We start from the raw sequence: 26,900 nt of genomic DNA, 5'->3' as shown, positions 1-26,900 counted from the left end.
GCGGGCCCGCCGTTGTTGATGGGATTGACCATGCTCCAGCAAAACAGTTCCGACTGTGATGACGGTCACGGGAGGCTCACCCTCTGTGACCTCGGTCACGCTGGCGCACCTCGCTGAAATTCCTCCATATCCGCTGTCGTGTTGGTGTCACGTTAACTGTTCCTTCGCATTAATGGCTCGTCGAGCGGGAAATTCCGCCGGTTTGGTTGCGTAATTGGAAAGAATGGCGATGCGTAATGCGTTGGGCCTGATGCTGGCCAGTGTAGTTGCGGCGGTCGTGATTGCCGCCGGCGGTTGGTTTTATTATTCCTCGCGCGCCGACCAGGCCGCTCCCAAGACGATTGCCGCCCGTGCCGCCGATCCATTGCCGGCACAGGCGAAGCTCGCCGCCAAGGACGACGTCGCGATCACGGCCGCGATTGCGGCCAAGCCGGCGGCAGCCGCCTCGGCGCCCGCACCCGCGCCGATGCCGGTTCAGCAGAAATCGACCTGCGCCAATCCCAACGCGCTCGGCGTCTCCCGCGTGGTCGAGATCGACACCACCGGCGGTCCGGGCTTCGGCTTCGATCATTTCAAGCAGTTCGACTTCCTCACCGACAAGGAGGTCGTGCTGACGTTCGACGACGGCCCCTGGCCGGTCAACACGCCCGCCGTACTGAAGGCGCTCGCGGACGAATGCGCCAAGGGCCTGTTCTTCTCGGTCGGCAAGCATGCGACCTACCACCCGGAGATCCTGCGCCAGGTGCTGGCCCAGGGCCATACGGTCGGCACGCACACCTGGTCGCACGTCAATCTGAACGGCAAGAAGATGACCGAGCAGATGGCCAAGGACGAGGTCGAAAAGGGCATTAGCGCGGTGAAATACGCGCTCGGCACCAACCCGGCGCCGTTCTTCCGCTTCCCGCAGCTCCAGCACAATCCGGCGATCGTGAGCTATTTCGGCACCCGAAACGTCGCGATGTTCTCGACCGACATCGACTCCTTCGATTTCAGGAAGGGCGCCACGCCGGAGAAGATCATCGAGACCGTGATGACCAGGCTCGACAAGCTCGGCAAGGGCATCATCCTGATGCACGACTTCCAGAAGCACACCGGCGAAGCCATGCCCGCGCTGCTCGCGCGGCTGAAGGCCGGCGGCTACAAGATCGTGCAGATGAAGGCCAAGACGACCCTCCAGTCGCTGCCGGAATATGACGAGGCGCTGCTGAAGGACCTAAAGGTGCCGACCTCGAGCGCGCGTCCGATCGGGAGCGTGGTGCAGACGGTTTCGCAGTAACGCGCCCGATCAGATTCAAAACTCTCGCGTGATGGCCGGGCTTGTCCCGGCCATATCCTTTTGAGAGCGGGCATCTTACCAGTAGATGCCATGGCGATGCAGCTCGCTGATGATGCGGCCTTCGGTCCAGCTGCGCTTGTGCTTCGGCTTGTCTGCCTTGGCCGTTGTCTTCGCGGCGGGTTGCGTCGTCGTCGCGGGCGCTGAGGCCGTCGTGGTCGTGGGTGTGGCAACCGCCGCGGGCGCATTGAGCGACACCGCCGGCGGGCGATCGAGATATTTCGGAGCTTCGGCGGCAGGCGCTGCTTCGCTCACCTGCGTCGGCGCGGCGGCAAGCGCCGGCGTCGTTTGCTGAACCGAAGCCGGCTCGCTCACCGCGGACAGCGACAGGCTGCGCGGGCCTCCGGCCTGGGCAGAGGCAGAGACCAGCACCATGGCGGTCACCAAAATGATCTTGCGCATATGAAATCTCCCCGTGTTTGGCGTGAGCTGGACACTAGGGGAGCCGATTGCGAGTTTATGTGATCACGATCACTCAGGGTGGCGCTCGATCCCGAACGCGTCCGTTGCGATGGAACGGCAGCTCTCTGTGCGATAGTTGTGGACGCTGCGAACGACAACTATAGTTGGCCGTCCTCGCTGATCTTCGAATTGTCTAATGTATAAGGTCTTTCCACATATGAAGGAAGGCGAGTCTACACCGTCTCGCCCGCAGTCAACTGCCGCTCGGGATGGTCATCGTGCGGAAGCACCCCGCTCTAGTCCGCTAGGGCGAACCTCTGAACCACCCACAAAGCTGAGCGACCCAATTAGCGAGTCGCGATGGCACAAATTCGGCCGCGTCGCCCTTGGGTACCGCCGTCGCGCCCATGCGACGTACATCAAAGCGCTACTGTCTACAGACCTGCGCCTGCAACGAACGATCCAGCAAGTCGCCTCCAAAGGATCAACGCTCCTCGCGACAATTGTGTCCGTGATAATCTCGGTGCTCTTCTACACCATCGCTGACAGCACGGATATCAAAGCAAGTGAGATGCACTTAGCCGCCGCCCAAATAATTGGCGCTGCGCTTGCGCTAGTTTTGTCTCTTTCAATTATTCCTGCGCAACGCGCCGCCGAATTATTTTCTATCTCTGTTTTGCAGCAGTTCGCTAAGGATCGTGCTCTTCTCGGCGTTTTTTTGATTTTGGTGGCGACTACGATGCTCTCGCTATTGCTGGGGACGCGGTGGTCCGTCCGGCTCGATCCGAAGATGTCCCTGGTGCTGCAATTCCTTCTTCTTGGAATATCATTCGATGCTCTGCGCCGCTTCTACGTTTCAACACTTAACCTGCTTGCACCAGAGTCGGCCATCCGACAAATCGTACGGGTCAGCAGCGCGCAGATTCGCAGGATAGGACGAGCTGCTGAGAAGGTGGTCGCAATTCAAGTCGTTGCTAACGGCGCGCCGAGTAAGATGGATCAGACACTCCACGCACAAACAATTGTGCGCACGCGCTTACCTCAAGGACTCCAACACTCGATTGCGCAACTTGAGGAATTTGCGCACCGTTTCATTGCTCGCCGCGACTCGAATGCGACCATCGAAACCCTCGGCGCGCTTGAAACTATCGCTACCGAATACTCAGACCTACGAAAGAAGAGCATAACGCTTCATGTAGATCCCAAATTTCCATTTGCTGGATACCTGAGCGACGTATCGGACGTATTGAATCCCATCTACGAGAGCATACTGCACATCATAGAGGACGCGATTGCCGCCAAGAACGAGCGAGTTGTGCAACATTCAATCTCGTCAATGGGCCGGATGACATTGCAGGCTATGTCTGTTGTCGCGCCCGGCGCGGCAGAGCAGAGAGTAGCGCCGCTGGCCTATAGTGCTTGCTTTTACCTTCACCGCGCGGCGCGTTTGGTGCTTGCGGCCAACATGCCCGACGCAAAATTGCGTGCTATTTCCAGTTTCGGAGCCGTGCTTCAAAACCGCTCGACTGATGTGGGCTCTACGGAAACAACAATGGAGGCGAACGAGGCGCTCTTTGACATTGCTGTGGATGGATACGGTAAGTCGGATCAGATTTCGGTGTTCCGCTCGTTTGAAGCCATTCTTTTCGCGGTCCGTTTTGAAATCGAGAACGACTTGTTCGAAGTAGGGTCGCTAAAATCGACGTTAGACCAAATTTCCGAACTAATTCCGTCCGAGATATTGGCTGACGCCGCAGGTAAACGCCGTTTACACGTTTTCCCGGCTTACGCACTCGGCTTTGAAGCTAGCATCCCGGCGCTGGTCGAAAGCATCGCGGCAAAGATCAAGGTTGATCCAGAGCGGCCATGGAACGATCCCTTCGCCGATCTATCTGAGGCCGCGGAAGAAGTCCGCGGGCATTACCGACGCCTGTCGAGTATCGATTTTCAAGGCACCCTATTGGCCAAATGGGTGCTGGACTCCCTCGATGCGATTCTGAAAGTGCTCATGCGCCAGATCGCGCATCCACCTTCAGGTGCAGAGGAATTTATCTCGACGGTTGTGGATGACCTAAAGCCACTCATAACTTGGGTGGGAGGATTTTTTCCTGCTGATCGTCCTGCAAAGGGACACCACTTGTCCGACGCGACGGCCAATCTTGCGGTCTTTGGACTCGATGCGCTCGACAAAGGCTGGCCCGACATCGCGCAGACCTGCGCAGAAACAATCGAAAGAATTGCTGATAACGTCGGGGGAAAGATCAGCGCCTATAACTTGGCCGACATACATGTCGATCTAGAAGTTATTGCCCGAGCCGGTGAAAGGACAGCCGGAAAAGCGTTTGCTGCAAACGTTCGATCCATGATCTCTCTGCCCGCAAATCTCGACCAAGATAGTCAAAAGCATCACCTTGAAGCGCGGGCAACACGGTTTGCCCAATTGGACGAAGCTGTATCAAAGGCAGGCCGTCGGCCGTACTCAATGAAAGCCGATCCTGCCGAGCGCCTGCACGCGTTCTTTGAAATTCATCCGCAGCGATAGTGCATGCCCGGCGGTGATAGCGAGGATCGATGCAATGGCGACGGATGATGACCGCAAGCTAATAACCGCCGCGCGAGACGCGCTGCACCTGAAGCAGACGCCTGCAACCTCTCGACACCCGTTCGGCGCGAGGCTGTCACCCATGTCTTAGGTACGTTCCGTTACCCATGTCTTCGGGCCGGACACTGGGGCGCTGGTGCCGCAAGAGGGATTCGAACCCCCGACCCCGTCATTACGAATGACGTGCTCTACCAACTGAGCTATTGCGGCGAACCTTGCCGGGGCCCGCGCGAGGCCGGTCCCGTTACGCGCGCTCCTGATATCGGGCATGGCCCGAATTGGCAAGGTGGCGCCGGCTCCCAAATGCCGCTCACCCGCCCCAGCGAGACCAGAATCCGCGCCAGCCGCCGGCCTGGGCCTTTGCGTGGTCCCTGGGCGTGCCGATTTGTTCCGTAAATTCATCGCTCGGACCCTCGTCATCGATCCCGGGATCATCAGGCGCGCGGACGATCGGGATGACGGCGGGAATAGGCGCTGGTGCCGGCTTGCCAAGGTCGGCGCGGGTCCGGAACACCGGCGTTGCCGCCGCGGACGATGATTCGGCGATCTCAGGGGCCGGTTTGAGCGGCTCGGCAGGCGTGACGACCGGCTCTTCCTTGACGGTTTCTTTGGCGGTCTCCTCGACGGCTTCCTTTAAGATTTCCTGGGCTTCAAGGGGCGGCGAATTGTCCTGCGGAGCGGGCACCGGATCCGGCGCCATGACAGCCGGTTCCACCGGGCTCTCGCTCGGGGCCGCCGTCACCCGCTTCGGCGGCGGAGCCGCCAGCATCGCTTCCTCGAAGGCCGAGGATTCGATCATGGCGCCTTTGTCGGAAGGAAGACTCGCGACTGGCGTTTGCCACTGGAAGGCGTCAAGACGGCCGGTGACCGGGGAAACCGGACGCCAGCGGTCGCTGACATAGCCGTCCGCAGTCCAGGCCGGATCATGGCGGGCGCGCACCGCGCGCAAGGTCCAGGCGCGGGCCCGGCCGCCGTCACCATGCTCGGTCCGCTCGATCTCGGCCATCAGCATCGCCACGCGCTGGGTGGGATCGTTGACGTAAGGCGCCAGCACCGCGCGCGCACGGGCAAACTCGGACGCATCGATCGCGGCGCGCGCGATCGCCAGCTGGCCCTCGATATAGCCAGCATTGTCGGCAGAAATCTTGGCGGCAAGCGTCTCGACCCGCTGCAGGCGCTGCCGCGCGGAATCGCCGAGCTTCACATGCGCATAGGCATCCGCAAGATCAGGATGCGGATTGGCGAGCCAGGCGGTTTCCACCAGCTTCATGGCGCGGCGCACCTGATGCGCCTCGCTCTCGAATTTTGCAGCGAGCACTGCGGCCGGAACCAGGGTCGGCGCGAGCTTGACCGCCTGCATCACGCTCTCGCGCGCGACGTCGCGGTCCATTGTTTCCAATTCCAGCGCGCGGGCGGCGAGCAGCACGCCGCGCTGGCGGCGATAGGCCTGCTTGTCGATCAGGCCCGCGGACAGATTCGAATCGAGGATCGCGAGCGCGCCGCTCCAGTCGCCGCGCGCGCAGCGGAAGCCGAGCACCGCATGCGAGGCCCAGGTCGAGGACGGCGACAGCTTGATCGCTTCCTCGGCGATCATCACGGCGCCGACCGCATCGTCGGCGCGCTGCGCCTCGATGAACAGGCCGCGCAGGCCGAGCAGGCGCGTGTCCTCGCGCTCGGCCATGGCACGGAAGACGCGCTGGGCCTCGTCGCGATTGCCCTCGAGCTGCGCCGATTGCGCATGCAAGAGAAGCGCGAGCGGATCGTTTGCAGCCAGCCGCCGCGCGGTATCGGCGTGGCGACGGGCAAGCGCGGTGTCGCCATGGCCGATCGCAAGCAGGCCGTGGGTGATGGCGTGGCGGCCGCGAGCATGGCGCTTTTCGTGACGACGGCGGCGCAGACGCCCCGGAGCGCGCCAGGCCATCGTCAGCAGGCTCCAGACCAGCACGACTGCCGCGGCAAAGAGACCAAGCAAGAACACGAAGCGGGGAAGCGTCGTTGTGGCGCGGAAAGCGCCCGCAGTCAGGACGAGGTCGCCGGGCTGATCGGCAACCCAGGCCGCGCCGGCCGCCGCCAGTGCGATCAGAACGAGGAAGAGGACGATGCGAAGCATGACGATCCCTATACGCGCTGATTGTTGCGCGAACCTTTATTGACCAGGCTTGACGAGATCCGCCATGGCGGCGTCGGCGAATTTGCGTGACGCGGCGAGCGCGGCGTCACGGGCATCGGTCTTGTCGAGCCAAGCTTGCGCCGGTGCACGATCGGCCTCGGGCAGCGTTTTCAACTCGCGCCGCGCCTCGACGAAATCGTTGCGCAACGCAGCCGCCGTCACCCGCGCGACGATCGCGCCGCGATCGTTGCCGACCCCGTCGGTACGCTCGATGCGGACGAGTTTCGACGCCCCCGCCTGAAGGCGCTCGACGATTCCGGTGCCGCTGGCCGGAGCTTCCGCCGGCGGCGACAATTTTGGCACGATGTTGAGGAGCTCGCGACTCAAGGCGACCGGCGTCGGAATGCCTGACGACGCAAAGGTGTCGAGCGGCTTCAGCATCTCCGGCTTTGCTGCCAGCGACCGCGCGGCGGCGAGCTGCGACTCGTAGGCATCGCCATGGCGAACGGCGACGTCGAGCAGGGCCGCCGCCACCACATGGCGCAGCGGCTTGTCGTCCATCGTTTTCGCGTCGGCGATCTTCTCGCTTTGCTGTGCGAGTTCCGCACGTTCGGTCTTGCTGGCACGTTCGAGCTGAGCGAGGCGGTCGTTGAGAGCGGCAAGATCGGGCGCGGCAGCGCGCGGCGCCGATGTCGCGTCGTTTAGGGCGCTGGCAGTCTTGTCGGATTGTGCGCGCAGATTGGCGATCTCGCTGCGCAGGCTCGTTGCGGATTTCTCCAGCGCATCGATCCGCGCCACCATGGCCGGATCGGCGGCCGGCTTGCCCGTCTTGGCTTCGACCGCGGCCACGCGCCCGCTCAGCGCCTCGACGGTTGCGCCCGTCACTTGCGGAGCAGCCGGCGGCGCCTGCACGGCAGGCCAGCCCAGCATCCAGCCGACCGCGATCACGATTGCGGCTGCGACGGCGCCGGAGAACGCAGCGATAACCCAGGGTGAAATCGACGGCGATACCGACGCGGACGCAACGGAAGACTCTTCTTCGGCAGGTTCGGGCTGCGGCGCGGCAATAGCTTCTTCGGACCTTACCTCTTGAGACTTTTCCTCTTGAGACTTGCCCTCTTCAGATTTGGCTTGCTCATGCGCGGCCTGTTCGGTCGCTGCCCCAGCCTCAGGCTCGCCCGTCACCTGCTGCGGCTGAGTCGAGACTTCCGTCGCCTCGAGGTCGATGGTGGGCGGGATGCGCTTGGCGCGGCCGGACTCGGGAGCCAATCCTGCGTCTTCAGGCTTGTCGTCGGCCATCGTGACGGTTCCTCACACTTACCTGCCCTGAACGAACGGACCCGATTGCGTCGGATTCGGCCCGACCTCTTACGCCAAACGGGTGCGCAAAGCACGCTCCAAGGTGTCAAATAAGGCATTTTCGTCCGGCGTCGCCGCAACCAGAACCTGCGAGGCACCGGCCTCGCGCAGTACGCCGGCGACCGGCTCGGACAGGCAGCACTGCGGGATCGCCAGAGCCGAGATTTCGACACCTTCCGCCCGCGCGGCCTCCAGGAAAGCCCGCGCGCTGCGCCGGGAGTAGTGCAGCACCGCCTCGATCCCATGGGCGGCAAAGCCTTCACAGACATCGCGCGGCAACAGCTTGACTGGCGCCATGCGATAGGTCGTCTGCGTGATGACGATGAAGCCTTCGGCGCCCAGCTCCCCGCCGAGGTCGCGCGACAGATCCGCGCCCGCGAGATAGAGCAACGTGCTCTTTTTCTTCAGCCGCTTGTCGCGCGCGCTCTGCATCACCTTGTCGCGCAGGGCAGCGGCATCGCCACCGGCGACGATCACCTCGGCAAAACCGGCATCGCGCCCGGCGGCAGCCGTGTGCTCGCCGACCGCGAACAGCGGCAGCTGCAGGAGACCAAGGTCCGGTAATTGCGATGCGACGCCACGGATCGCATTGGCCGATGTGACAATGACGGCGCTGTAGCTCGTTTCACTCTCGTCATGGAAGGCGACCGGCTCGAACTTGAGCACCGGCGCGAGCAGCACCACATGACCCCGTGCACGCAGATTTTCCGACGTCGCCTCATTGTCGGGATGCGGCCGTGTGACAAGAATGGACATCGCTTGTGTTCCCGAACCACGTGGCGGTGGCGCTTTCACGAGGAACGGCAGCGCGTGACGATTGCGTTGGCCGACCCCGGAATGCTACCGGACGTACCAGAACTCTGCTTTGCGGATGAGCGCAAGGGGGCGGGAAGGGCGCAAATTGGATAACAATTCGCCAATGCTGGTACTGGGCATCGAAACCACCTGCGACGAGACCGCCGCGGCGGTGATCGAGCGTGCGCCTGACGGCAGCGGCAAGATCCTGTCCAATATCGTGTGGTCGCAGGTCGAGGAGCATGCCCGTTTCGGCGGCGTGGTACCGGAGATCGCGGCCCGCGCCCATGTCGACCTGCTCGACGGCATCATCGACCGCGCCATGACTGAGGCCGGCATCGACTTCGCCCAGCTCGACGGTGTCGCGGCCGCCGCGGGCCCGGGACTGATCGGCGGCGTCATCGTCGGGCTCACCACCGCGAAGGCGATCGCGATGGTGCACGACACGCCGCTGGTCGCGGTGAACCATCTGGAAGCGCATGCGCTGACACCGCGCCTGACCGACGCACTCGAATTTCCCTATTGCCTGTTTCTCGCCTCGGGCGGCCATACCCAGATCGTTGCCGTCACCGGCGTCGGACAGTATGTGCGGCTCGGCACCACCGTCGACGATGCGATCGGCGAAGCCTTCGACAAGGTGGCGAAGATGCTGGGGCTGCCCTATCCGGGCGGCCCGCAGGTCGAGCGCGCGGCAGCCAACGGCGATGCCGCGCGATTTGCGTTTCCGCGGCCGCTGCAGGGACGCCCCGACGCCAACTTCTCACTCTCGGGATTGAAGACAGCGGTGCGCAACGAAGCAAGCCGGTTGGCCGAGATCACACCGCAGGACGTCAACGATCTCTGCGCGAGCTTCCAGGCCGCCGTGCTCGACTCCACCGCCGACCGGCTGAGCGTCGGCCTGAAACTCTTCCGCGAGCAGTTCGGTGCACCGCGTGCGCTGGTGGCGGCCGGCGGTGTCGCCGCCAATCAGGCGATCCGCGGCGCGCTGCATGACGTTGCGAGGAAAGCCGGAACACAATTGATCATGCCGCCGCCGGCGCTCTGCACCGACAATGGTGCAATGATCGCCTGGGCCGGCGCGGAACGTCTCGCGCTCGGCATGACCGACACGATGGAAGCACAGCCTCGCGCGCGCTGGCTGCTCGATGCGAACGCGACGGCACCGGCCGGATACGGCAAGACACGCGCGGGATTCTAGCAATGACAGCGTTCCGATCTGTCGCGGTGATCGGCGCGGGCGCCTGGGGCACGGCGCTGGCGATGGTGGCGGCGCGGGCCGGACGGAACGTGACGCTGTGTGCGCGCAATTCCGAGCACGCGACGCGAATCGCATCGAGCCGCGACAATCCGCGGCTGCCGGGCGTGCGGCTTGCGCCGGAGATCATCGTCACGAGCGACCTGGCCCTCGCCGCACGCGCGGACATGCTGCTGATCGCAGTGCCCGCGCAGCATCTGCGCGGTGCTGTCAACATGCTCGCCTCGCACCTGGAAAAGCCGGTGCCGATCATTGCCTGCGCCAAGGGCATCGAGCACGGCACCCATAAATTCATGACCGACGTGATCGCCGAGGCCGCGCCTCACGCGCAGCCGGCGATCCTGTCGGGCCCGAGCTTTGCCGACGATGTCGCGCGTGGCCTGCCGACGGCGGTGACGCTGGCCGCAAAGGACGACGCCTTGGCGAGCCACCTGGTGCAGGCGCTGGGCTCGCCGACGTTCCGGCCCTATCACTCCACCGATGTCCGCGGCGTCGAGATCGGCGGCGCCGCCAAGAACGTGCTGGCGATCGCGGTCGGCATCGCGGTCGGGCGCAAGCTCGGCGCTTCCGCCCAGGCCGCACTTACCACCCGCGCCTTTGCCGAGCTGACACGCCTCGGCCGCGCGCTCGGCGCACGCAGCGAAACACTCACGGGCTTGTCTGGCCTCGGCGATCTGATCCTGACCTGCTCGAGCCCACAATCGCGCAATTTTGCGCTCGGCCTGTCGCTTGGCCGCAGCGAGCAGCCGCCCGCCGGCAAGCTTGCCGAAGGCGAATTCACCGCGCCGGTACTGATCGAGCTCGCGGCTTCGCAAAACATCGAAATGCCAGTATCGGAAGCCGTCGCATCGATCCTGACCGGCAGAAGCACGATCGACGCCGCGATCTCGGGGCTCATGACGCGACCTTTCAAGGCGGAGGAATGAACATGGCGTACTGGCTGGTGAAATCCGAACCATCGGTGTGGTCCTGGGACCAGCAGGTGGCGAAAGGCGCCAAGGGCGAAGCCTGGACCGGCGTGCGCAATTACACCGCGCGCCAGAACCTCGTCGCCATGAAGAAGGGCGACAAGGCGTTCTTCTATCATTCCAACGAGGGCAAGGAGATCGTCGGCATCGCGGAGATTATCAAGGAAGCCTACCCCGATCCGACCGACAAGACCGAGAAATTCGTCTGCGTCGACATCAAGGCCGACAAGCCGTTGAAGATTCCGGTGACGATGGCCGCGATCAAGGCCGAGAAGAAACTCGCCGACATGGCGCTGGTGAAATATTCGCGCCTTTCGGTGCAGCCGGTGACGGCCGAGGAATGGAAGCTCGTCTGCAAGATGGGCGGGATGTAGGCTTGGGTGCTGTAGCCCGGATGAGCGAAGCGATATCCGGGACTACTGCTGCGATCCCGCATGTCGCTACGCTCATCCGGGCTACGACATCGGAGCTTGTTTCTCCGGCAGCGCAAATATCTCGCATGGCGCGGCGATGCCCCGCAGCGAATGCGATCCGAGCGCGATCAGAGGCATGTCGGTTTCCGCGGCGAGCGCGCCCGACACCAGCACGGTTCTGCCGAGCGGCTTGCACAATCCTTCGAGCCGGCTGGCGAGATTGACGGCGGGACCGATTGCGGTGAAATCCAGCCGATTGGCGGCACCGATATTGCCCCATAGCATCTCGCCGAGATGCAGCGCCGCGCCGAACGCGAGCGGCGGCAGACCTTGAGCACGGCGCTCCGCGTTGAGATACACCATCCCGGCTTCGGCTGCGCGCGCGGCACGCAGAGCTGCATCGGACGCTTGGCGCGGTGACGGCCTGACCACCGGAAAGATCGCGAGCACACCGTCGCCGATGAATTTCAGCACCTCGCCGCCGAAGGCGTGGACCGCGCCGGCGATGCGATCGAACCAGGCATCGAGCGCCGCGATGACCTCGGCAGGCGGATTGGTTTCCGACAGGAGCGTGAAGTTGCGCAAATCGGCATAGAGCAGCGCGGCCTGTATGGTCTCGCCGAGGTCGCGCCGCAGGGGTGCCGCCAGCACCCGCTCCGCACTGCGCTTGCCGAGATAGGCATCCAGCGTCGCGCGCAACGTTGCACGCGCGGCAAGTACGGCAAGGGGTGTGGCGGCAAAGCGCGCGGCCTGGCGCAATTGCTCGGTCTCGTCCGCGGTGAACGGACGCGGCCCGATCCAGCCGAGCAACGGCCCGTCGGGCCGTCCGACCAAATCTTCGTGCACTTCACCCTCCGCGATGTCGCGCAGCCAGCGGCGGCCGGCATCGTTGGGCGGGTCGGGCGCGAGGCCGCCTGGTGCGAAGCCGAGCGCTTCGATCACCCGGCCGTTCTCCGCGCGCCACAACCAGGTCCGTTTCGCGATCAGCGGATGTGGCACCTCCAGCGTCAGGCTGCCCGCCGCAAGCGGCACGCCATCGGCGACCAGATGTGCGCCAAGGTCCGCGAGCAGGCGGTCGGCGCCGGCGCTATCGGCGGCGGCATCGACAAGCCAGGCGAGTGTCGGCGAGAGGTGCATGGCCCGATCATGACGAAGGCAGGCGGTCTTTGTCACGGGCAATCCTTGACGGGCCGCTCGAGCGCCGCCATGTCCCAGTGTCAGCCCAGGGGTGATCGTCGATGACCGAACCGTTCATAGTGCGACGCGAGACCCAGATCGCGGCCCCACGCGCCACCGTTTTCGCCTACCTGACCGACCCCGAGAAGATTTTGAGCTGGATGGGTTCCGACGCGACCACGGAGCCACATCCCGGCGGGCTGTATCTGCTCAAAGGCATCGGCCCCCGCGGCGGCGTTGCCCGCGGCGCATTCCGCGAAGTCGTGCCGGTGCATCGGCTCGCCTACACGTTTGGATGGGAGGGCGGCCAGGAAGTGCCGCCCGGCTCAAGCCTGATCGAGATCGACCTGATCGAACGCGACGGCGGCACATTGCTGCGCATGACCCATAGCGGGCTGCCGACCGAGGAACAGGCGGCCGCCCACGCGACGGGATGGGCGCACTATCTGGGACGGCTCACGGCGGCAGCCGCGGGCGGCGATCCCGGTCCCGACAACGGCGTTTCCAACAAGGCGTAACGACGCCGAGGTCAGACCGCCGCGGTCGCCACCACCTGCTGCAAAAGCTGCTCGCGCCTGGCCTGCGAGCGCTGGCCCTTCATGGTCGCGGCGAAGCGTTCCAGGATGCCGTCCTCGAACGCGGTGACGATGGTATCGTGAACATAGCTCTTGCGGCAGATCGCCGGCGTGTTGGAGAGCTGGTCGGCAGCGCCGCGGATCGCCTCCAGCACCTGCTTCTTGCGGCCGCGCTGGCTCGTCGCCGGCGTGATCCGCGACAGCGATTCCACGACGACGGCAGAGGCCATCAGCGTGCGGAAATCCTTCAGCGAGATCTTGATGCCGGCGATCTCGCGCAGAAACGCGTTCACCTGCGTGGTGCTGACCGCGCGCACGATGCCATAGGGATCGCGATACTGGAACATGCGCTTGCCGGGAACGCCCTGCAAGATCCCGATGGCGCGCACGAGCTTGGCCGCGTCGCACTCCTTGCGCACCGCCTTGCCGCCCTTCGCCTTGAAGGTCAGCACGAAGCTGTCGTCTTCCAGCGAGACGTTGGACTTCAGCAGCGTGGTGGCGCCGCGGGTGCCGTTGAGACGGGCATAGGATTCGTTGCCGGGGCGGATCGCGGTGCGCGCGATCAATTCGATGACGGCGGAGAGCGCGAACTCGCGGGTCGGCTCGTCGCCCGACAGGAACGCCGAGACCTTGCGCCGGATCTTGGGCAGCGCGCCGACGAGCTTTTCCAGGCGATGCGCCTTGCGTTGCTCGCGGACCTTCTCCCAATCGGCGTGATAGCGATATTGCAGCCGGCCCGCGGCATCGCGTCCCACTGCCTGGAGATGCGTGCTCGGATCGGCCGAGTAGCGCACCTCGCGATAGGCCGGCGGCACCGCCATCGAATGCAGCCGCCGAATGGTGCGGGCATCGCGGATGTGGACGCCGTTAGGCCGCACGAACGAATAGCCCTTGCCGCGCCTGACGCGGCGGATGGTCAGCTCGTTCTGGTCGCCGAGCCGCAGGCCCAGTTCCTTGGCGAGGGCCTCGACCGTCGTCGACGGCGCCGCGTCGAACACTTTCTTCGGGCTGGGACGGCCGGAACCGGCCGGTTTCGGCCATTGTCCGAGGGCTTTGGCCAGCGCGATGGCTGCAGGATCGGCTGAAGCGGGCCGTATCGTCCCGAGATTCTGCTGATCCATCATAGTCTTATGCCTTAGCCCTGTCTGTTGTCGGTCAATGCCGCTGTTCTGATTTTTGTTCCAAGGGGTCTCGTTGGACCCGGGTTGGCCATTTAGGGTGTTCCGAACCGCATTGCGAGTCCCGAATCAGTGAGAGGCGGTTTCTAAATACCTCTGCTGAATGCATGGCGCTCTGCGCGGGCCCATTCCGAGCATCTGGGTGAAGACCCCAAAGCCGCCCGTCGCCCTGTTTCAAAACTGCGACAGTCGCACGAAACGGCTTGATCCTCCGCATGGCAGGCTGCTCGCCGAAGGTCCAGCTTGTGCACCTTGTCGGGTCCGGTTAGCCCGACGCATAATCGGTTCAACGATCAAGTCGGCTCGCCAGTGGTCCGTGCTCGGCTCGCCGTATGTGGAGGGAAACATGTCCGAGAAGATCTACGACGTCCCCGCAGAATGGGCGAAGCGCGCCTGGGTCGACCAGGCCAAGTACAAGGACATGTACGCCCGCTCGATCTCGGACCCGAACGGTTTCTGGGCGGAGCAGGCCAAGCGCATCGACTGGATGCACGCGCCGACCAGGATCGAGAACGTCTCCTTCGCGCCCGGCAACATCTCCATCAAATGGTTCGAGGACGGCGTTCTCAACGTTGCCCATAATTGCATCGACCGGCATCTCCACAATCGCGCCAACCAGACCGCGATCATCTGGGAAGGCGACGATCCCTCCCAATCCCGGCACATCACCTACAAGGAGCTGCACGACGAGGTCTGCCGGATGGCCAACATCCTGCGCACCCGGAACGTCAAGAAGGGCGACCGCGTCACCATCTACCTGCCGATGATTCCGGAGGCGGCCTACGCGATGCTGGCCTGCGCGCGGATCGGCGCGATTCACTCCGTGGTGTTCGCCGGCTTCTCGCCCGACAGCCTCGCCCAGCGCATCAACGACTGCCAGTCCAAGGTGATCATCACCGCCGATGAGGGCCTGCGCGGCGGCAAGAAGGTGCCGCTGAAGGCCAATGTCGACGCGGCGCTCGCCAAGGCAGACGGCGTCGACTGGGTCGTCGTGGTCAAGCGCACCGGCGGCGCGGTCGAAATGAATCCCTCGCGCGACCTCTGGTACCACGACGCCGCCAAGATGGTGACGACCGAGTGCCCGGTCGAGCACATGCACGCCGAGGATCCGCTGTTCATCCTCTACACCTCGGGCTCGACCGGCCAACCCAAGGGCGTGCTGCACACCTCCGCCGGCTATCTCGTGTTCGCCGCGATGACGCATCAATACGTCTTCGACTATCACGACGGCGACATCTACTGGTGCACCGCCGACGTCGGCTGGGTCACCGGCCACAGCTACATTCTCTACGGACCGCTCGCCAACGGCGCGACCACGCTGATGTTCGAAGGCGTGCCGAATTACCCGGATAATTCGCGATTCTGGAACGTCATCGACAAGCACAAGGTCAACATCTTCTACACCGCGCCGACCGCGATCCGCGCGCTGATGCGGAGCGGCGACGCGCCCGTGAAGAAGACCTCGCGCGCCAGCCTGCGCCTGCTCGGCTCGGTAGGCGAGCCGATCAATCCGGAAGCCTGGGAGTGGTATCACCGCGTCGTCGGCGACGACCGCTGCCCGATCGTCGATACGTGGTGGCAGACCGAGACCGGCGGCATTTTGATCACGCCGCTGCCCGGCGCCACGAAGCTCAAGCCGGGCTCGGCGACGCAGCCGTTCTTCGGCGTGGTGCCTGAGATCGTCGACGCCGACGGCAACGTGCTGGACGGCGAGACATCAGGCAATCTGTGCCTGACGCGGTCATGGCCGGGCCAGATGCGCACGGTCTATGGCGACCACGCCCGCTTCGAGCAGACTTATTTCTCGACCTACAAGGGCAAGTACTTCACCGGCGACGGCTGCCGGCGCGATGCGGACGGTTATTACTGGATCACCGGCCGCGTCGACGACGTCATCAACGTCTCCGGCCACCGCATGGGTACCGCCGAAGTCGAAAGCGCGCTGGTGGCGCATGAGAAGGTCTCGGAAGCCGCCGTGGTCGGTTACCCGCACGACATCAAGGGTCAGGGCATTTACGCATATGTGACCCTGATGGCCGGCATCGAGCCAACCGAGGATCTACGCAAGGAGCTCGTCACCTGGGTGCGCAAGGAGATCGGCCCGATCGCTGCGCCCGACCAGATCCAGTTCTCGCCCGGCCTGCCCAAGACCCGATCCGGCAAGATCATGCGCCGCATCCTACGCAAGATCGCCGAGGACGAACCGGGCAGCCTGGGCGACACCTCGACCCTGGCCGATCCCGGCGTGGTCGACGACCTCGTCAAGAACCGTCAGAACAAAAAGGCGGTCTGAGCCACATCGTCCTGTGCCCCGGACGCAGCGTAGCGCGCACTTCGCGGTGCGCTGCAGAGTCGGGGCCGATGCAACGGCAGACTCTGTGGCCTTCTAGATCCCGGCTCTGCGTCGCACCGCTTCGCGCTGCGCCGCGTCCGGGACACGAGATCGCATCCCCGCGTTAGCGCTCCCCCGAACAACGGCCGTTCACATCCTCACGCACTTGTCAGGCCGCGCCCCGGCGCCCGGGCATCTTTCCCGCCAAGTGTTGTTTTCAGGTCATTTACTTTGTTTCGAACATTTCCTTTGTTCCCCCTGCTGGCTGGCCCTTGGCGGCCGTGCGTGGAAACCATCCGGTTAACAGGCGCGGTTAAGAATGTCCCCTAACAAGGACTTGGCGAGCCGGCGATTGCCGGTTTTGCGTAATCTTGGACGGTCCGTTCGGGGCAAGGGGAAAATCGATGTCGATGAGGATTGCTGTGGCGCTGGCCGCCACCGTCGTGACTGGGGTCTTGACGTTGACGGCGGCGCAGGCGCGGCCGGAAATGGTGGGGACGAACCTGGCTGACTATTCGCCGGGCACCATCGTGGTCAAAACCAACGAGCGTCGGCTCTATCTCGTCCTCGATAGCGGCCACGCCGTGCGCTACCCGGTCGGCGTCGGCAAGTCCGGCAAGCAGTGGGCCGGCACCACCCGCATCGACGGCAAGTACCGCAATCCGGCCTGGGCGCCGCCCGCCGAGGTGAAGCGCGACAAGCCCAGCATCCCGGACGTCATCCCGGGCGGCTCGCCCCGCAATCCGATGGGCGTCGCGGCGATGACGCTGTCCGGCGGTGAATACGCGATCCACGGCACCAACGTGCCGGGCTCGATCGGCGGCTTCGTCTCCTATGGCTGCATCCGCATGCTCAACGACGACATCACCGATCTCTACAGCCGCGTCTCGGTCGGCACGACGGTGGTCGTGACGCGCTGATCGCCGGCATCAGGACGACACGGCAATAGCCGCGTCGTTCGACGCGGCTTTTTGTCACCAGAAGCGCCAGCTCCGCGCGCACCAGCCGTCGCGATGGCCGCCATTGTAGCTCCGCGCGTAACCGCCCGCGAGCAACGCCGCCGAGACATTGGTCGTGCGTTTGGTCGCGACGTCGGCGAGAACGCGACCATATTTGTCGGCACCGAGGTTGGTGATCGTCACGCCACCCTGTGCGAGCAGATCGCGCAATGCGCGGGCCGCGGCTTCGGCCTTGTCCAGTTCCTCCTGGCAGGATGCTTTCATCTCGGGTGCGTCGATGCCGCGCAGGCGAACGCGCACGATGAGATCGCGGCCGTCGCGCTGACGAACGCGTGCGAGAAAGGTGTCGCCGTCAATGGTGCGAACGACATCGACCGGCTCGCGACGATCGGGATGGCCGCCTTGCTGGAGCACAATCTCGGCGTCTCGTGATTGACCGTCGGTCACGTGAGGGAACTGCCAGTTCATCCCATGCCGGGACGTGAACACCACGGCCACCACGATTCCAACCACGAACATCCACGGCAACAGCCCTGAGAACCGGCGACCAAATGGCGAGCCGCTGTATGAAGGCCGATATGGATGGCTTGGATCGAAACGCGACATCCGCGCACGCTAGGGCTGAGTCGGGCAGTCCGGCAAGCGAGCCTCAAAAGACAAGCTTCAGAAGTCGGAAGCGATGCCCTTGCGCTCCCAATCGCCATAGCGGGTCGGTTCGGGTCCTTTTGGGCCCTGCAACTCCTTTGGCGCCGCCTCGCCGTCGTTCTTGGCTCGGGCTGCCGCAGCCTGACGGCGCGCTTCGGCCTCGGCCAGCGCGCGCTGGGCGGCCGGCGTAAGCTGCTTGCGGTCGGGAACGGGAGGCTGGTCACTCATAGGCGGCTTTCTAGCGCGGGACGGCCCGCGGCGCGACGCCCAATAACGCATTCCTGAAATTGCTCCGAAAGGGCTGAAAAACCCGGAAGCGATTCTTACATTTGGCATATTCGCGTGCCAGAGATCGCCTTCTCAAGGCATGCGCCCATTACGGCGAACTGCCGCTGCTCAGAACCTTGTTTCCGCATGCCTTCTCAACGTTTCGCTCCTCCATCCGAAGTGCCCGGTCTCGCGGCGCGGCGGATTGCCGCCGACATCGTCGACGGCGTGCTGCACAAGCACCGCACACTTGACGAGCAGCTCGACGGCAGCGGCGCCCATCCCGGACTGAAGACGCTCCCCGACCGCGACCGCGCGCTGATGCGCCGCCTGGTCGCCACCGTGCTGCGCCGGCTCGGCACGCTCGGCCATGTGCTGTCCCGCCTGCTCGACAAGGGCATTCCCTCCGACGCGCCGCGCGCGCAGAGCGCGCTGTTGATCGGCGCCGCCCAGATCCTCTGGATGGACGTGCCCGATCACGCGGCCGTCGATCTCTCCGTTCGCCTCGTGCAATCCGACCGGCGCGCCGCGCGCTATGCCGGCCTCGTCAACGCCGTGCTGCGCCGCTGCGCCCGCGAGGGCAAGGCGCTGGTGGACGAGGTTGCCGCGCAGTCGCTGGACCTGCCGCCCTGGATGGTCGCGCGCTGGAGCGCGCATTATGGCGAGACGGTCGCAAGGGACATGGCGCTCGCGCTCAGCCATGATCCGTCGCTGGATCTGACCGTGAAGTCGGACGCCGCGCAATGGGCGAGCCGGCTCCATGGCGAAGTGCTACCGACCGGATCGGTGCGCACGGTGCTGCACGGCGCGGTGACCATGCTTCCCGGCTTCGCCGAAGGACAATGGTGGGTGCAGGACGCCGCCGCTGCGTTGCCAGCCCGGCTGTTCGGCGACATCAAGGGCAAATCCATCGCCGATCTCTGCGCCGCTCCCGGCGGCAAGACCGCGCAACTGGCGCAGGCCGGCGCGCACGTCACCGCCATCGACCGCTCGCCTGCCCGGGTGGCACGGCTGCGCGAGAATCTGACGCGGTTGTCGCTGCAGGCCGAGACCGTCGTCGCCGACGCCGCGGAATGGGCCGGCCCTGCCGATGGCTTCGACGGCATCCTCATTGATGCGCCTTGCACATCGACCGGGACGATCCGCCGCCACCCCGATGTATCCTGGCTCCGGCAGGAATCCGACATCGCCGCAATGACCGCGCTCCAGCGGCGGCTGCTGCAAAAATCGGTCTCGCTACTCAAGCCCGGTGGGACGCTAGTTTATTGCACCTGTTCGCTGGAACCTGAAGAGGGCGAGCATGCGGTCGCCGCGCTGCTGACCGCGGAGCCCGGTCTTCGCCGGGTTCCGATCGATGCGTCCGAGGTGTCGGGGCTCAGCGAGATCATTACCGCCGAGGGCGATCTGCGCACCCTGCCCAGCCATCTGCCGAACGCCGATCCCAAGCTCGGCGGGCTCGACGGATTTTTCGCGGCCCGGCTCGTTAAATCCTGATTTTGCACTGGATTTTGCAAACACGGCACTGATTCGCGTCGTTCAAGGTGGTGTCGGCCGTCCGATTTTGGGATTAATAAGGATTCGTCGGAATCCTCTCCCCCATCAAGGCAAGGCGTGTCGGTCGCTCAACGCAGACGTATCTCGACGCTGGTGATGAACCGCTTCGCGCGGAACATGCTCGCGCGCGCGAGCGGCGGTTCCGTCGCCCTGTCGCGGGTTTGGCCCGGCCGCGCCGACCGGCTGATCATCGCGCCGCATGATCTACGCACCGCGGATGCGACCCGCGCCGCCGAGATCTATGCCGGCCGCTTCGTCTTCGCCGGCAAGATCGTCAATTGCCACGGCCGCTCGATCTTCGATCTCGAGCCGCCGTCGGAAGATTGGGAAGTTGCGCTGCTCGGCTTCGGCTGGCTGCGCCATTTGCGCGCCGCCGACACCGCGCTGACGCGCGCAAATGCGCGCTCGCTGATCGAGGACTGGATCGGCAACCCCGCCAGCAAGCGCCGTCCCGTCGCGCGACGCGCCGACGTGCTGGCGCGCCGCGTGATCTCCCTGCTGTCGCAGGCGCCGCTGGTGCTGAACGATACCGACAACAAATTCTATCGTCGGTATCTGCGCGCGCTGGCGCGCGAAATCCGCTTGCTGCGCTACACCATGGTCAACATCCCCGACGGAGTGCCGAAGCTCCAGGTGCTGATCGCGCTGTGCTATGCGGCGTTGTGCCTTGCCAACCAGGCAAGTCACATCCGCAGCACCTCGAAAAAGCTCTCGGATGAATTGCAGCGGCAGATCCTGCCCGACGGCGGCCATGTCTCGCGCAACCCGGGCGCGCTGATCGAGCTCTTGATCGACCTGTTGCCGCTGCGGCAGACCTTTGCCGCGCGCAACATCGCGCCGCCGCCCGCGCTGCTCAACGCGATCGACCGCATGATGCCGATGCTGCGCTTCTTCCGCCACGGCGACGGCAATTTCGCGCTGTTCAACGGCATGAGCGCGACCCCGTCGGACCTGCTCGCGACGCTGCTTGCCTATGACGACACCCACGGCGCGCCGATGTCGAACATGCCGCATACCGGTTTCCAGCGCCTCGATGCCGGCCAGACCACTTTGATCATCGACACGGGCCCGCCGCCGGCGGCCAGCGTCAGCCACGACGCCCATGCCGGCTGCCTGTCGTTCGAACTCTCCTCCGGCATCAGCCGCATCGTCACCAATTGCGGCATGCCGGCCACGGGCCGCGACAATTGGCGGCCGTTCGCACGCGGCACGGCGGCGCATTCGACGCTGACCTATCACGACACCTCGTCATGCCAGTTCGTGGAGATGTCGGCTATGAAGCGGCTCTTGCACGGCGCTCCGGTCACCAGCGGCCCCGTCGAGGTTGAGAGCTATCGCGAAATCGTGCAGAACGGCACCCTGCTCACGACGTCGCATGACGGTTACCTGACAAAATTCGGCGCGATCCACCGCCGCGTACTGATGATCGCCAATGACGGCGCGCGCATCGACGGCGAGGACACGTTGTCGCCGCCGCAAGGCGGGCGCTTCAAGGGTCCGGATGCCGATTTCGCGCTGCGATTCCATCTGCACCCGGCGGTGAAGGCGAGCCGGCTGTCCGACGCCCGCGGCGTCATGCTGGTGCTCCCGAATCGCGACGTCTGGACCTTCGAGGCGCTCGACGACAAGGTGGAGCTGGAGGACAGCGTATCCCTGGCCGGCAATGACGGCCCGCGCCGCACCGCGCAGATCGTGATCCGCCAGGACGCGCGGCAGGCGCCCTCGATCCGCTGGAGTTTTGTGCGCTCCACCGCCTCGCCGGCGGTCACGAATGCCCGCAGAAATGCACGGCGGGAGCCGGAACTTCCGCTGTAGACGCATGCGATTCGGCACCATCTGGTCGTTGTGATAGCGACCGAAAACTGCTATCGAGCCCTCGCTCGCGCGACTGGCGACCTTGGATGGAGCACCATCGGGAAGCGCGGGACACAGCTGCCGCGCGCCTGGGCATTACTCCTTCAGACAGAGGATCTTGCTCATGACTGACCATCCCCGCCGCGTCACCCGCGCACTTCTCTCCGTTTCCGACAAGACCGGCCTGATCGACTTCGCAAAGGCGCTTGCCGCGCACGATGTCGAGCTGATCTCGACCGGCGGCACCGCGAAGGCGATCGCCGCGGCCGGCCTCGAGGTGAAGGACGTGTCCGAGCTGACCGGCTTCCCCGAGATGATGGATGGCCGCGTGAAGACGCTGCATCCGAAGGTGCACGGCGGTCTGCTCGCGATCCGCGACAACAAGGACCATGCGGATGCGATGACGGCGCATGGGATCGCGCCGATCGATCTCCTCGTCGTCAATCTCTATCCGTTCGAGGCGACCGTCGACAAAGGCGCGGGCTTCGAGGATTGCATCGAGAACATCGACATCGGCGGCCCCGCGATGATCCGCGCCGCCGCGAAGAATCATGACGACGTCGCCGTCGTGGTCGAGGCGCAGGACTATCAGGCCGTGCTCGATGAGCTCGCCGCCAACAGCGGTGCAACCACGCTGAAGTTGCGCCGGCGCCTTGCCGCCAAGGCTTACGCGCGCACTGCCGCCTATGACGCCGCGATCTCGAACTGGTTCAATCGCCAGCTCGAGATCGACGCGCCCGATTTCCGTGCCTTCGGCGGCCGGCTGATCCAGTCACTGCGCTATGGCGAGAATCCGCACCAGACCGCGGCGTTCTATGCGACGCCCGACAAGCGGCCGGGCGTCTCGACCGCGCGGCAGCTCCAGGGCAAGGAGCTCTCCTACAACAACATCAACGACACGGATGCGGCCTATGAATGCATCGGCGAGTTCGACGCCAAGCGCACCGCAGCCTGCGTCATCGTCAAGCATGCCAATCCCTGCGGCGTCGCGGAGGGCTCCGACCTCGTCGGCGCCTACAGCAAGGCGCTGGCCTGCGATTCCACCTCGGCGTTCGGCGGCATCATCGCGATGAACCGCGCACTCGATGCTGACACCGCGCGCGAGATCACGAAAATCTTCACCGAGGTGATCATCGCGCCTGACGCTAGCGAGGAAGCGATCGCCATCATCGGCGCGCGCAAGAACCTTCGGCTTCTGCTCGCCGGCAGCCTGCCCGACCCGCGCGCGCCGGGCCTCACCGCCAAGACGGTGGCGGGCGGTCTCCTCGTGCAGAGCCGCGACAACGCCGTCGTCGACGACATGACCTTCAAGGTTGTCACGAAGCGCGCGCCCACTGATGCCGAGATGCGCGACCTGAAGTTTGCTTTCCGTGTCGCAAAACACGTCAAGTCCAACACCATCATCTACGCCAAGGATCTCGCGACCGTCGGCATCGGCGCCGGCCAGATGAGCCGGGTCGATTCAGCGCGGATCGCGGCACGCAAGGCTCAGGATGCGGCCGCCGAGCTGAAGCTCGCCGAACCGCTCACCAAGGGCTCGGTGGTGGCGTCGGATGCGTTCTTCCCGTTCGCCGACGGCATGCTCGCCTGCATCGAGGCCGGCGCCACCGCCGTGGTGCAGCCCGGCGGCTCCATGCGCGACGACGAAGTGATCAAGGCCGCCGACGAGCATGGCATCGCCATGGTGTTCACCGGCACGCGGCACTTCAGGCACTAGATCTGTCGTGTACTAAACTCTCGACGGGTCGTCCCGGCGAAGGTCGGGACCCATAGCCCAGGAAGTAGTTTGGTGTGCGGTACTGGCCGTGTCGCGGCAACGAGCAATCACGCGGTATGGGTCCCGGTCCCCGTGCGCAATTGCGCACTAGGCCGGGACGACGCTAATTTTCCCGCACCCGCATCAACAGCGCCAGACCCGCGACGAAGAACACCACCAGCACGGCCATGCCGGCCTTCTGGCTCGCCGTCACCGCGGTGATCACGCCGATCAGCAGCGGGCCGATGAAGGACGTCACTTTCCCCGTCAGTGCGAACAGACCGAAATACTGCGCGATGCGGTCCTTCGGTGCGAGACGGATCAGAAGCGTACGTGAGGCCGCTTGCAGCGGACCACCGGCCGCACCGATCAGGCAGCCCAGCACCAGATAAGCGCGCTCTGACGCGGCGGCGAACAATCCGCCGCCGGGCGCGGGCGGCGCGACCTTGATGAAGAGGATCGAATCCTTGTCGACCAGCAGGATCGCCGCCAGCGCCAGCAGCAGGACCAGCATGCTGCCGGCGATCACGCGCTTCGGCCCGAAGCGATCGTCCAGCTTGCCACCAAACCACGCGCCAAACGCGCCGGCGATCGCGAGCATGATGCCAAACGTGCCGATCTGGATCGTGTGCCAGCCGAACGTACCCGCGGCATAGATGCCGCCGAAGGCAAACAGCGACACCAGACCGTCGGTGTAGATCATGTTGGCGAGTAGAAACGCCGCAAGCGATTTCTGCTGCGGCAGCCCCTTGATCGATTGCTTCAGCTCCGACAGCCCCTCGTGCAGCGCCTCGCGCACCGGACGCTTCGCCGGATAGTCCGGCGTGAACAGGAACATCGGCGTCACGAAAACGATGAACCAAAGCCCGGTCAACGGTCCGGCGGCGCGGTCGCCCTGATGACTGACGGGATCGAGCCCGAACAGAGGCGTGAGACCGAGCAGCGTGCGACCGGTCTCGGGGTTCGCGGCGAGCAGGCCGAGCACGATGATCAGGCTGACGATGCCGCCGACATACCCCGTCGCCCAGCCGGTGCCGGAGAGCCGCCCGATGCGCTCCGGCGGCACCAGCGTCGGCATCATCGCATTGTTGAAGAGAGTGGCGAATTCCGCGCCAACGCTGGCGAGCGCGACCGCGGTGAGCAGCGGCGGAATGATCGAGGGATCGCCGGGCTTGCCGATCCACAGCGTGCAGGATGCCAGCACCAGCACTGCGCCGAATCCGGCGATCCACGGCTTCCTGCGGCCCGACGCATCGGCGATAGCCCCCAGCACCGGCGACATCAAGGCAATCGCGAGGCCCGCGGCAGCCATCGCAAAGCCCCACAACGATTGCCCGGTGGCGGGATTCGGCGCAATGCCGGTGGCGAAATAGGGCGCGAACACGAAGGTCGTGATCAGCGTAAAATAAGGCTGCGCGGCCCAGTCGAAGAAGATCCAGCTGACGACGGCGCTGCGCGGCGGATAGGTCCGCTGCGCGCCGGCGATCCGCGCATCCCGGGCGATCGTCGTCACTCCATAATCCTCATCACGAACAGTTTTGCCTCTGTCGGGGCAAACCGTATAGCATTGCAGCGCTGCATGTGAACTGCCCATGGCCATTGCGGAAGTTTGATGATGTCGTCTTTTTCGACACGGCGGACATTTTTCGCCTTCCTTGCCACTCTGGCGTTCGGACTTCCGACCGCGACCGCGCAGGATGCGCGGCGGGCCTATGTGCCGCCCGCGCTCGACACCGTGCACGCCGTTCCCGCCGAACACGGCATGGTAGTAGCGCAGGAGAAAATCTCCGCGCAGGTCGGCGCCGATATCCTGCGGCGCGGCGGCAATGCCGTCGATGCCGCGGTCGCGACCGGCTTTGCGATGGCCGTGACCTATCCGCGGGCCGGCAATATCGGCGGCGGCGGCTTCATGGTGATTCATTCCACCGAGCGCAACGAAGACATCACGATCGATTATCGCGAGACCGCGCCGGCTGCGACCACGCCGCAGATTTTCCTCGGCGCCGACGGCAAGCCCGATGCGGCGAAGTCGCGGGATTCTGCGCTCGGCGTCGGCGTGCCCGGCACCGTCGCGGGTCTTGCGCTCGCCCTGGAAAAATGTGGCTCGGGCCGGTTCACGCTGGCGCAACTGCTCGAGCCCGCGATCGTGCTCGCCCGCGACGGCTTCCTCGTCGGCGACGACATTGCCGACACGCTGCCGGGCTGGCACAAGCGGCTGGTGCGCTGGCCCTCCTCGGCCCGGATATTCTCGCGGCCTGATGGCACGCCGCTCAGCCAAGGCGACAGGCTGGTGCAGAGCGATCTCGCCGAAACGCTGTCGACTGTCGCCGTACAGGGCCCGCGCGGTTTTTATGAAGGGCCGGTCGCGGAAAAACTCGCCAAGGCCGTGACTGATGCGGGCGGCATCATGACGCCAGCGGATTTGAAATCCTATCAAGCGGTGATCCGCGCGCCGGTGCGCGGCACCTATCGCGGCTATGACATCGTGTCGATGCCGCTGCCGTCGTCGGGCGGCGTGGTGCTGGTGGAGACGCTCAATATTCTCGAAGGTTTTCAGCTCGCCGATCTGAAGCAGGGATCGCCGGCCTCGCTGCATCTGTTGATCGAGGCCATGAAGCGCGCCTATGCGGACCGGGCGCGCTATCTCGGCGATCCCGCCTTCGTCAACGCGCCGATCGGGACGCTCACCGGCAAGGACTATGCGGCCAAGTTGCGGGCAACCATCTCCGCGGATCGCGCCACGCCGTCGGAACAGCTCGTTTCCACTGCGACCTCACCGCATGAGGGCAGCAACACCACGCATTTTTCCGTCGTCGACGGCAGCGGCAACGCGGTCAGCAACACCTATACGCTGAACTTCAGCTACGGCGTCGGCCTCGTCGCCGACGGCACCGGCGTGCTGCTCAACAACGAGCTCGACGATTTCACCGCAGCGGTCGGCGCTTCCAATGCCTACGGCCTCGTCGGCTTCGAGGCCAATTTGCCCGGGCCGGGCAAGCGGCCGCTGTCCTCGATGTCGCCGACCATCGTCCTGAAGGGCGGCAAGCCGGTGCTGGTGACGGGCTCGCCGGGCGGCAGCCGCATCATCTCGGCCGTGCTCCAGGTGATCGTCAACGTCCTCGATTACAAGATGGACGTCGCGGCTGCCGTGGCCGCGCCGCGGCTGCATCACCAATGGTTGCCCGACGAGGTCCGGGTCGAGAGCGGCTTTCCCGATGATGTGCTGCTCGAGCTGAAGGCGATGGATCATCTCATCGTCACGCCGATGGGGCAGACATCGGCGAATTCGATCGCGGTGACCGCCAACGGGCCGCTCGGCGCGCCCGATCCACGCACCCGGGGCGCGGAAGCAGCGGGGCAGTAACTC

The 26,900-nt window shown here is 64.9% G+C and carries 21 protein-coding genes, 1 tRNA gene and 1 riboswitch; of the genes, 12 read left to right on the top strand and 10 right to left on the bottom strand.

The features are described from left to right. Positions 1-229 precede the first annotated feature (229 nt). Positions 230-1,276, top strand: a complete 1,047-nt coding sequence (locus tag IVB54_RS00335) for a polysaccharide deacetylase family protein (RefSeq protein WP_247295801.1) — start codon at positions 230-232, stop codon at positions 1,274-1,276. 75 nt (positions 1,277-1,351) lie between these two features. Here IVB54_RS00335 and IVB54_RS00330 read toward each other — a convergent pair whose 3' ends face one another. Then, on the bottom strand, positions 1,352-1,735 hold the full coding sequence (locus tag IVB54_RS00330; protein ID WP_018459732.1) for a hypothetical protein: 384 nt from the start codon (positions 1,733-1,735) through the stop codon (positions 1,352-1,354). A gap of 523 nt (positions 1,736-2,258) precedes the next feature. Between IVB54_RS00330 and IVB54_RS00325 the strand changes: the two genes are divergently transcribed. Further along, positions 2,259-4,277, top strand: a complete 2,019-nt coding sequence (locus IVB54_RS00325) for a hypothetical protein (protein WP_157643122.1) — start codon at positions 2,259-2,261, stop codon at positions 4,275-4,277. Positions 4,278-4,471: 194 nt separating this feature from the next. Here the strand turns inward: IVB54_RS00325 and IVB54_RS00320 are convergent. The 4 genes from IVB54_RS00320 to IVB54_RS00305 all read right to left on the bottom strand — a co-directional run bounded on the left by IVB54_RS00320 (position 4,472) and on the right by IVB54_RS00305 (position 8,562). Further along, a tRNA-Thr gene (locus IVB54_RS00320) sits at positions 4,472-4,547 on the bottom strand. A 100-nt stretch (positions 4,548-4,647) separates the two neighbouring features. Beyond that, entirely contained in the window at positions 4,648-6,447 is a 1,800-nt protein-coding gene (locus IVB54_RS00315; protein WP_018459703.1) for a heme biosynthesis HemY N-terminal domain-containing protein, read from the bottom strand. Positions 6,448-6,483: 36 nt separating this feature from the next. Then, positions 6,484-7,746, bottom strand: coding sequence for a hypothetical protein (locus tag IVB54_RS00310; RefSeq protein ID WP_018459702.1), 1,263 nt, complete (start codon positions 7,744-7,746; stop codon positions 6,484-6,486). A gap of 69 nt (positions 7,747-7,815) precedes the next feature. Next, on the bottom strand, positions 7,816-8,562 hold the full coding sequence (locus IVB54_RS00305) for a uroporphyrinogen-III synthase (protein ID WP_018459701.1): 747 nt from the start codon (positions 8,560-8,562) through the stop codon (positions 7,816-7,818). A 163-nt stretch (positions 8,563-8,725) separates the two neighbouring features. Here IVB54_RS00305 and tsaD point away from each other — a divergent pair, with 163 nt between their 5' ends. Genes tsaD through IVB54_RS00290 form a run of 3 tightly spaced genes read left to right on the top strand, consistent with a single transcriptional unit; the run spans position 8,726 to position 11,198 of the window. Beyond that, the gene (gene tsaD, locus IVB54_RS00300) at positions 8,726-9,799 is read left to right on the top strand and encodes a tRNA (adenosine(37)-N6)-threonylcarbamoyltransferase complex transferase subunit TsaD (RefSeq protein WP_018459700.1); all 1,074 of its coding nucleotides are present in this window, start codon (positions 8,726-8,728) and stop codon (positions 9,797-9,799) included. Between the two features lie 2 nt (positions 9,800-9,801). Next, positions 9,802-10,782: an NAD(P)H-dependent glycerol-3-phosphate dehydrogenase gene (locus tag IVB54_RS00295; protein ID WP_018459699.1), complete on the top strand. Its 981-nt coding sequence runs from the start codon at positions 9,802-9,804 to the stop codon at positions 10,780-10,782. A 2-nt stretch (positions 10,783-10,784) separates the two neighbouring features. Beyond that, complete coding sequence (locus IVB54_RS00290; protein ID WP_026233864.1) at positions 10,785-11,198, top strand: EVE domain-containing protein; 414 nt, start codon at positions 10,785-10,787, stop codon at positions 11,196-11,198. An 81-nt stretch (positions 11,199-11,279) separates the two neighbouring features. On the opposite strand, the gene IVB54_RS00285 is transcribed toward IVB54_RS00290, so the two are convergent. After that, on the bottom strand, positions 11,280-12,374 hold the full coding sequence (locus IVB54_RS00285) for an adenylate/guanylate cyclase domain-containing protein (protein WP_018459697.1): 1,095 nt from the start codon (positions 12,372-12,374) through the stop codon (positions 11,280-11,282). A gap of 101 nt (positions 12,375-12,475) precedes the next feature. Here IVB54_RS00285 and IVB54_RS00280 point away from each other — a divergent pair, with 101 nt between their 5' ends. Next, positions 12,476-12,931 (top strand): SRPBCC family protein, encoded by a 456-nt coding sequence (locus tag IVB54_RS00280; protein WP_018459696.1) that lies wholly within the window; start codon positions 12,476-12,478, stop codon positions 12,929-12,931. An 11-nt stretch (positions 12,932-12,942) separates the two neighbouring features. Here the strand turns inward: IVB54_RS00280 and IVB54_RS00275 are convergent, their stop codons facing one another. After that, positions 12,943-14,112: a DNA topoisomerase IB gene (locus tag IVB54_RS00275; RefSeq protein WP_018459695.1), complete on the bottom strand. Its 1,170-nt coding sequence runs from the start codon at positions 14,110-14,112 to the stop codon at positions 12,943-12,945. A 400-nt stretch (positions 14,113-14,512) separates the two neighbouring features. Between IVB54_RS00275 and acs the strand changes: the two genes are divergently transcribed. Then, on the top strand, positions 14,513-16,459 hold the full coding sequence (gene acs / locus IVB54_RS00270; RefSeq protein ID WP_247295805.1) for an acetate--CoA ligase: 1,947 nt from the start codon (positions 14,513-14,515) through the stop codon (positions 16,457-16,459). Positions 16,460-16,902: 443 nt separating this feature from the next. After that, complete coding sequence (locus IVB54_RS00265; protein WP_018459693.1) at positions 16,903-17,418, top strand: L,D-transpeptidase; 516 nt, start codon at positions 16,903-16,905, stop codon at positions 17,416-17,418. 54 nt (positions 17,419-17,472) lie between these two features. Here the strand turns inward: IVB54_RS00265 and IVB54_RS00260 are convergent, their stop codons facing one another. Together IVB54_RS00260 and IVB54_RS00255 are read right to left on the bottom strand one after the other, a co-directional pair. Beyond that, positions 17,473-18,063: a thermonuclease family protein gene (locus tag IVB54_RS00260; protein ID WP_026233862.1), complete on the bottom strand. Its 591-nt coding sequence runs from the start codon at positions 18,061-18,063 to the stop codon at positions 17,473-17,475. Positions 18,064-18,120: 57 nt separating this feature from the next. Continuing rightward, positions 18,121-18,330 (bottom strand): DUF1674 domain-containing protein, encoded by a 210-nt coding sequence (locus IVB54_RS00255; RefSeq protein ID WP_018459691.1) that lies wholly within the window; start codon positions 18,328-18,330, stop codon positions 18,121-18,123. Positions 18,331-18,516: 186 nt separating this feature from the next. Between IVB54_RS00255 and IVB54_RS00250 the strand changes: the two genes are divergently transcribed. The 3 genes from IVB54_RS00250 to purH all read left to right on the top strand — a co-directional run bounded on the left by IVB54_RS00250 (position 18,517) and on the right by purH (position 23,494). Continuing rightward, positions 18,517-19,863, top strand: coding sequence for an RsmB/NOP family class I SAM-dependent RNA methyltransferase (locus IVB54_RS00250; protein ID WP_026233861.1), 1,347 nt, complete (start codon positions 18,517-18,519; stop codon positions 19,861-19,863). A 156-nt stretch (positions 19,864-20,019) separates the two neighbouring features. Beyond that, positions 20,020-21,738 carry a heparinase II/III family protein gene (locus IVB54_RS00245; RefSeq protein WP_026233860.1) on the top strand — a complete coding sequence of 573 codons (1,719 nt, stop codon included), beginning with the start codon at positions 20,020-20,022 and terminating at the stop codon, positions 21,736-21,738. 59 nt (positions 21,739-21,797) lie between these two features. Then, positions 21,798-21,879: riboswitch (ZMP/ZTP riboswitch) on the top strand. A gap of 22 nt (positions 21,880-21,901) precedes the next feature. Continuing rightward, positions 21,902-23,494: a bifunctional phosphoribosylaminoimidazolecarboxamide formyltransferase/IMP cyclohydrolase gene (purH, locus tag IVB54_RS00240; protein ID WP_018459688.1), complete on the top strand. Its 1,593-nt coding sequence runs from the start codon at positions 21,902-21,904 to the stop codon at positions 23,492-23,494. 163 nt (positions 23,495-23,657) lie between these two features. On the opposite strand, the gene IVB54_RS00235 is transcribed toward purH, so the two are convergent. Further along, positions 23,658-25,046 (bottom strand): MFS transporter, encoded by a 1,389-nt coding sequence (locus IVB54_RS00235; RefSeq protein WP_018459687.1) that lies wholly within the window; start codon positions 25,044-25,046, stop codon positions 23,658-23,660. Between the two features lie 99 nt (positions 25,047-25,145). On the opposite strand from IVB54_RS00235, the gene ggt reads away from it, so the two are divergent. After that, on the top strand, positions 25,146-26,897 hold the full coding sequence (gene ggt / locus IVB54_RS00230) for a gamma-glutamyltransferase (RefSeq protein ID WP_018459686.1): 1,752 nt from the start codon (positions 25,146-25,148) through the stop codon (positions 26,895-26,897). Positions 26,898-26,900 lie beyond the last annotated feature (3 nt).

The sequence above is a fragment of the Bradyrhizobium sp. CW1 genome, from assembly GCF_023100665.1.
Classification (GTDB): domain Bacteria; phylum Pseudomonadota; class Alphaproteobacteria; order Rhizobiales; family Xanthobacteraceae; genus Bradyrhizobium; species Bradyrhizobium canariense_D.
This window is presented reverse-complemented; position numbering and strand designations above follow the sequence as displayed.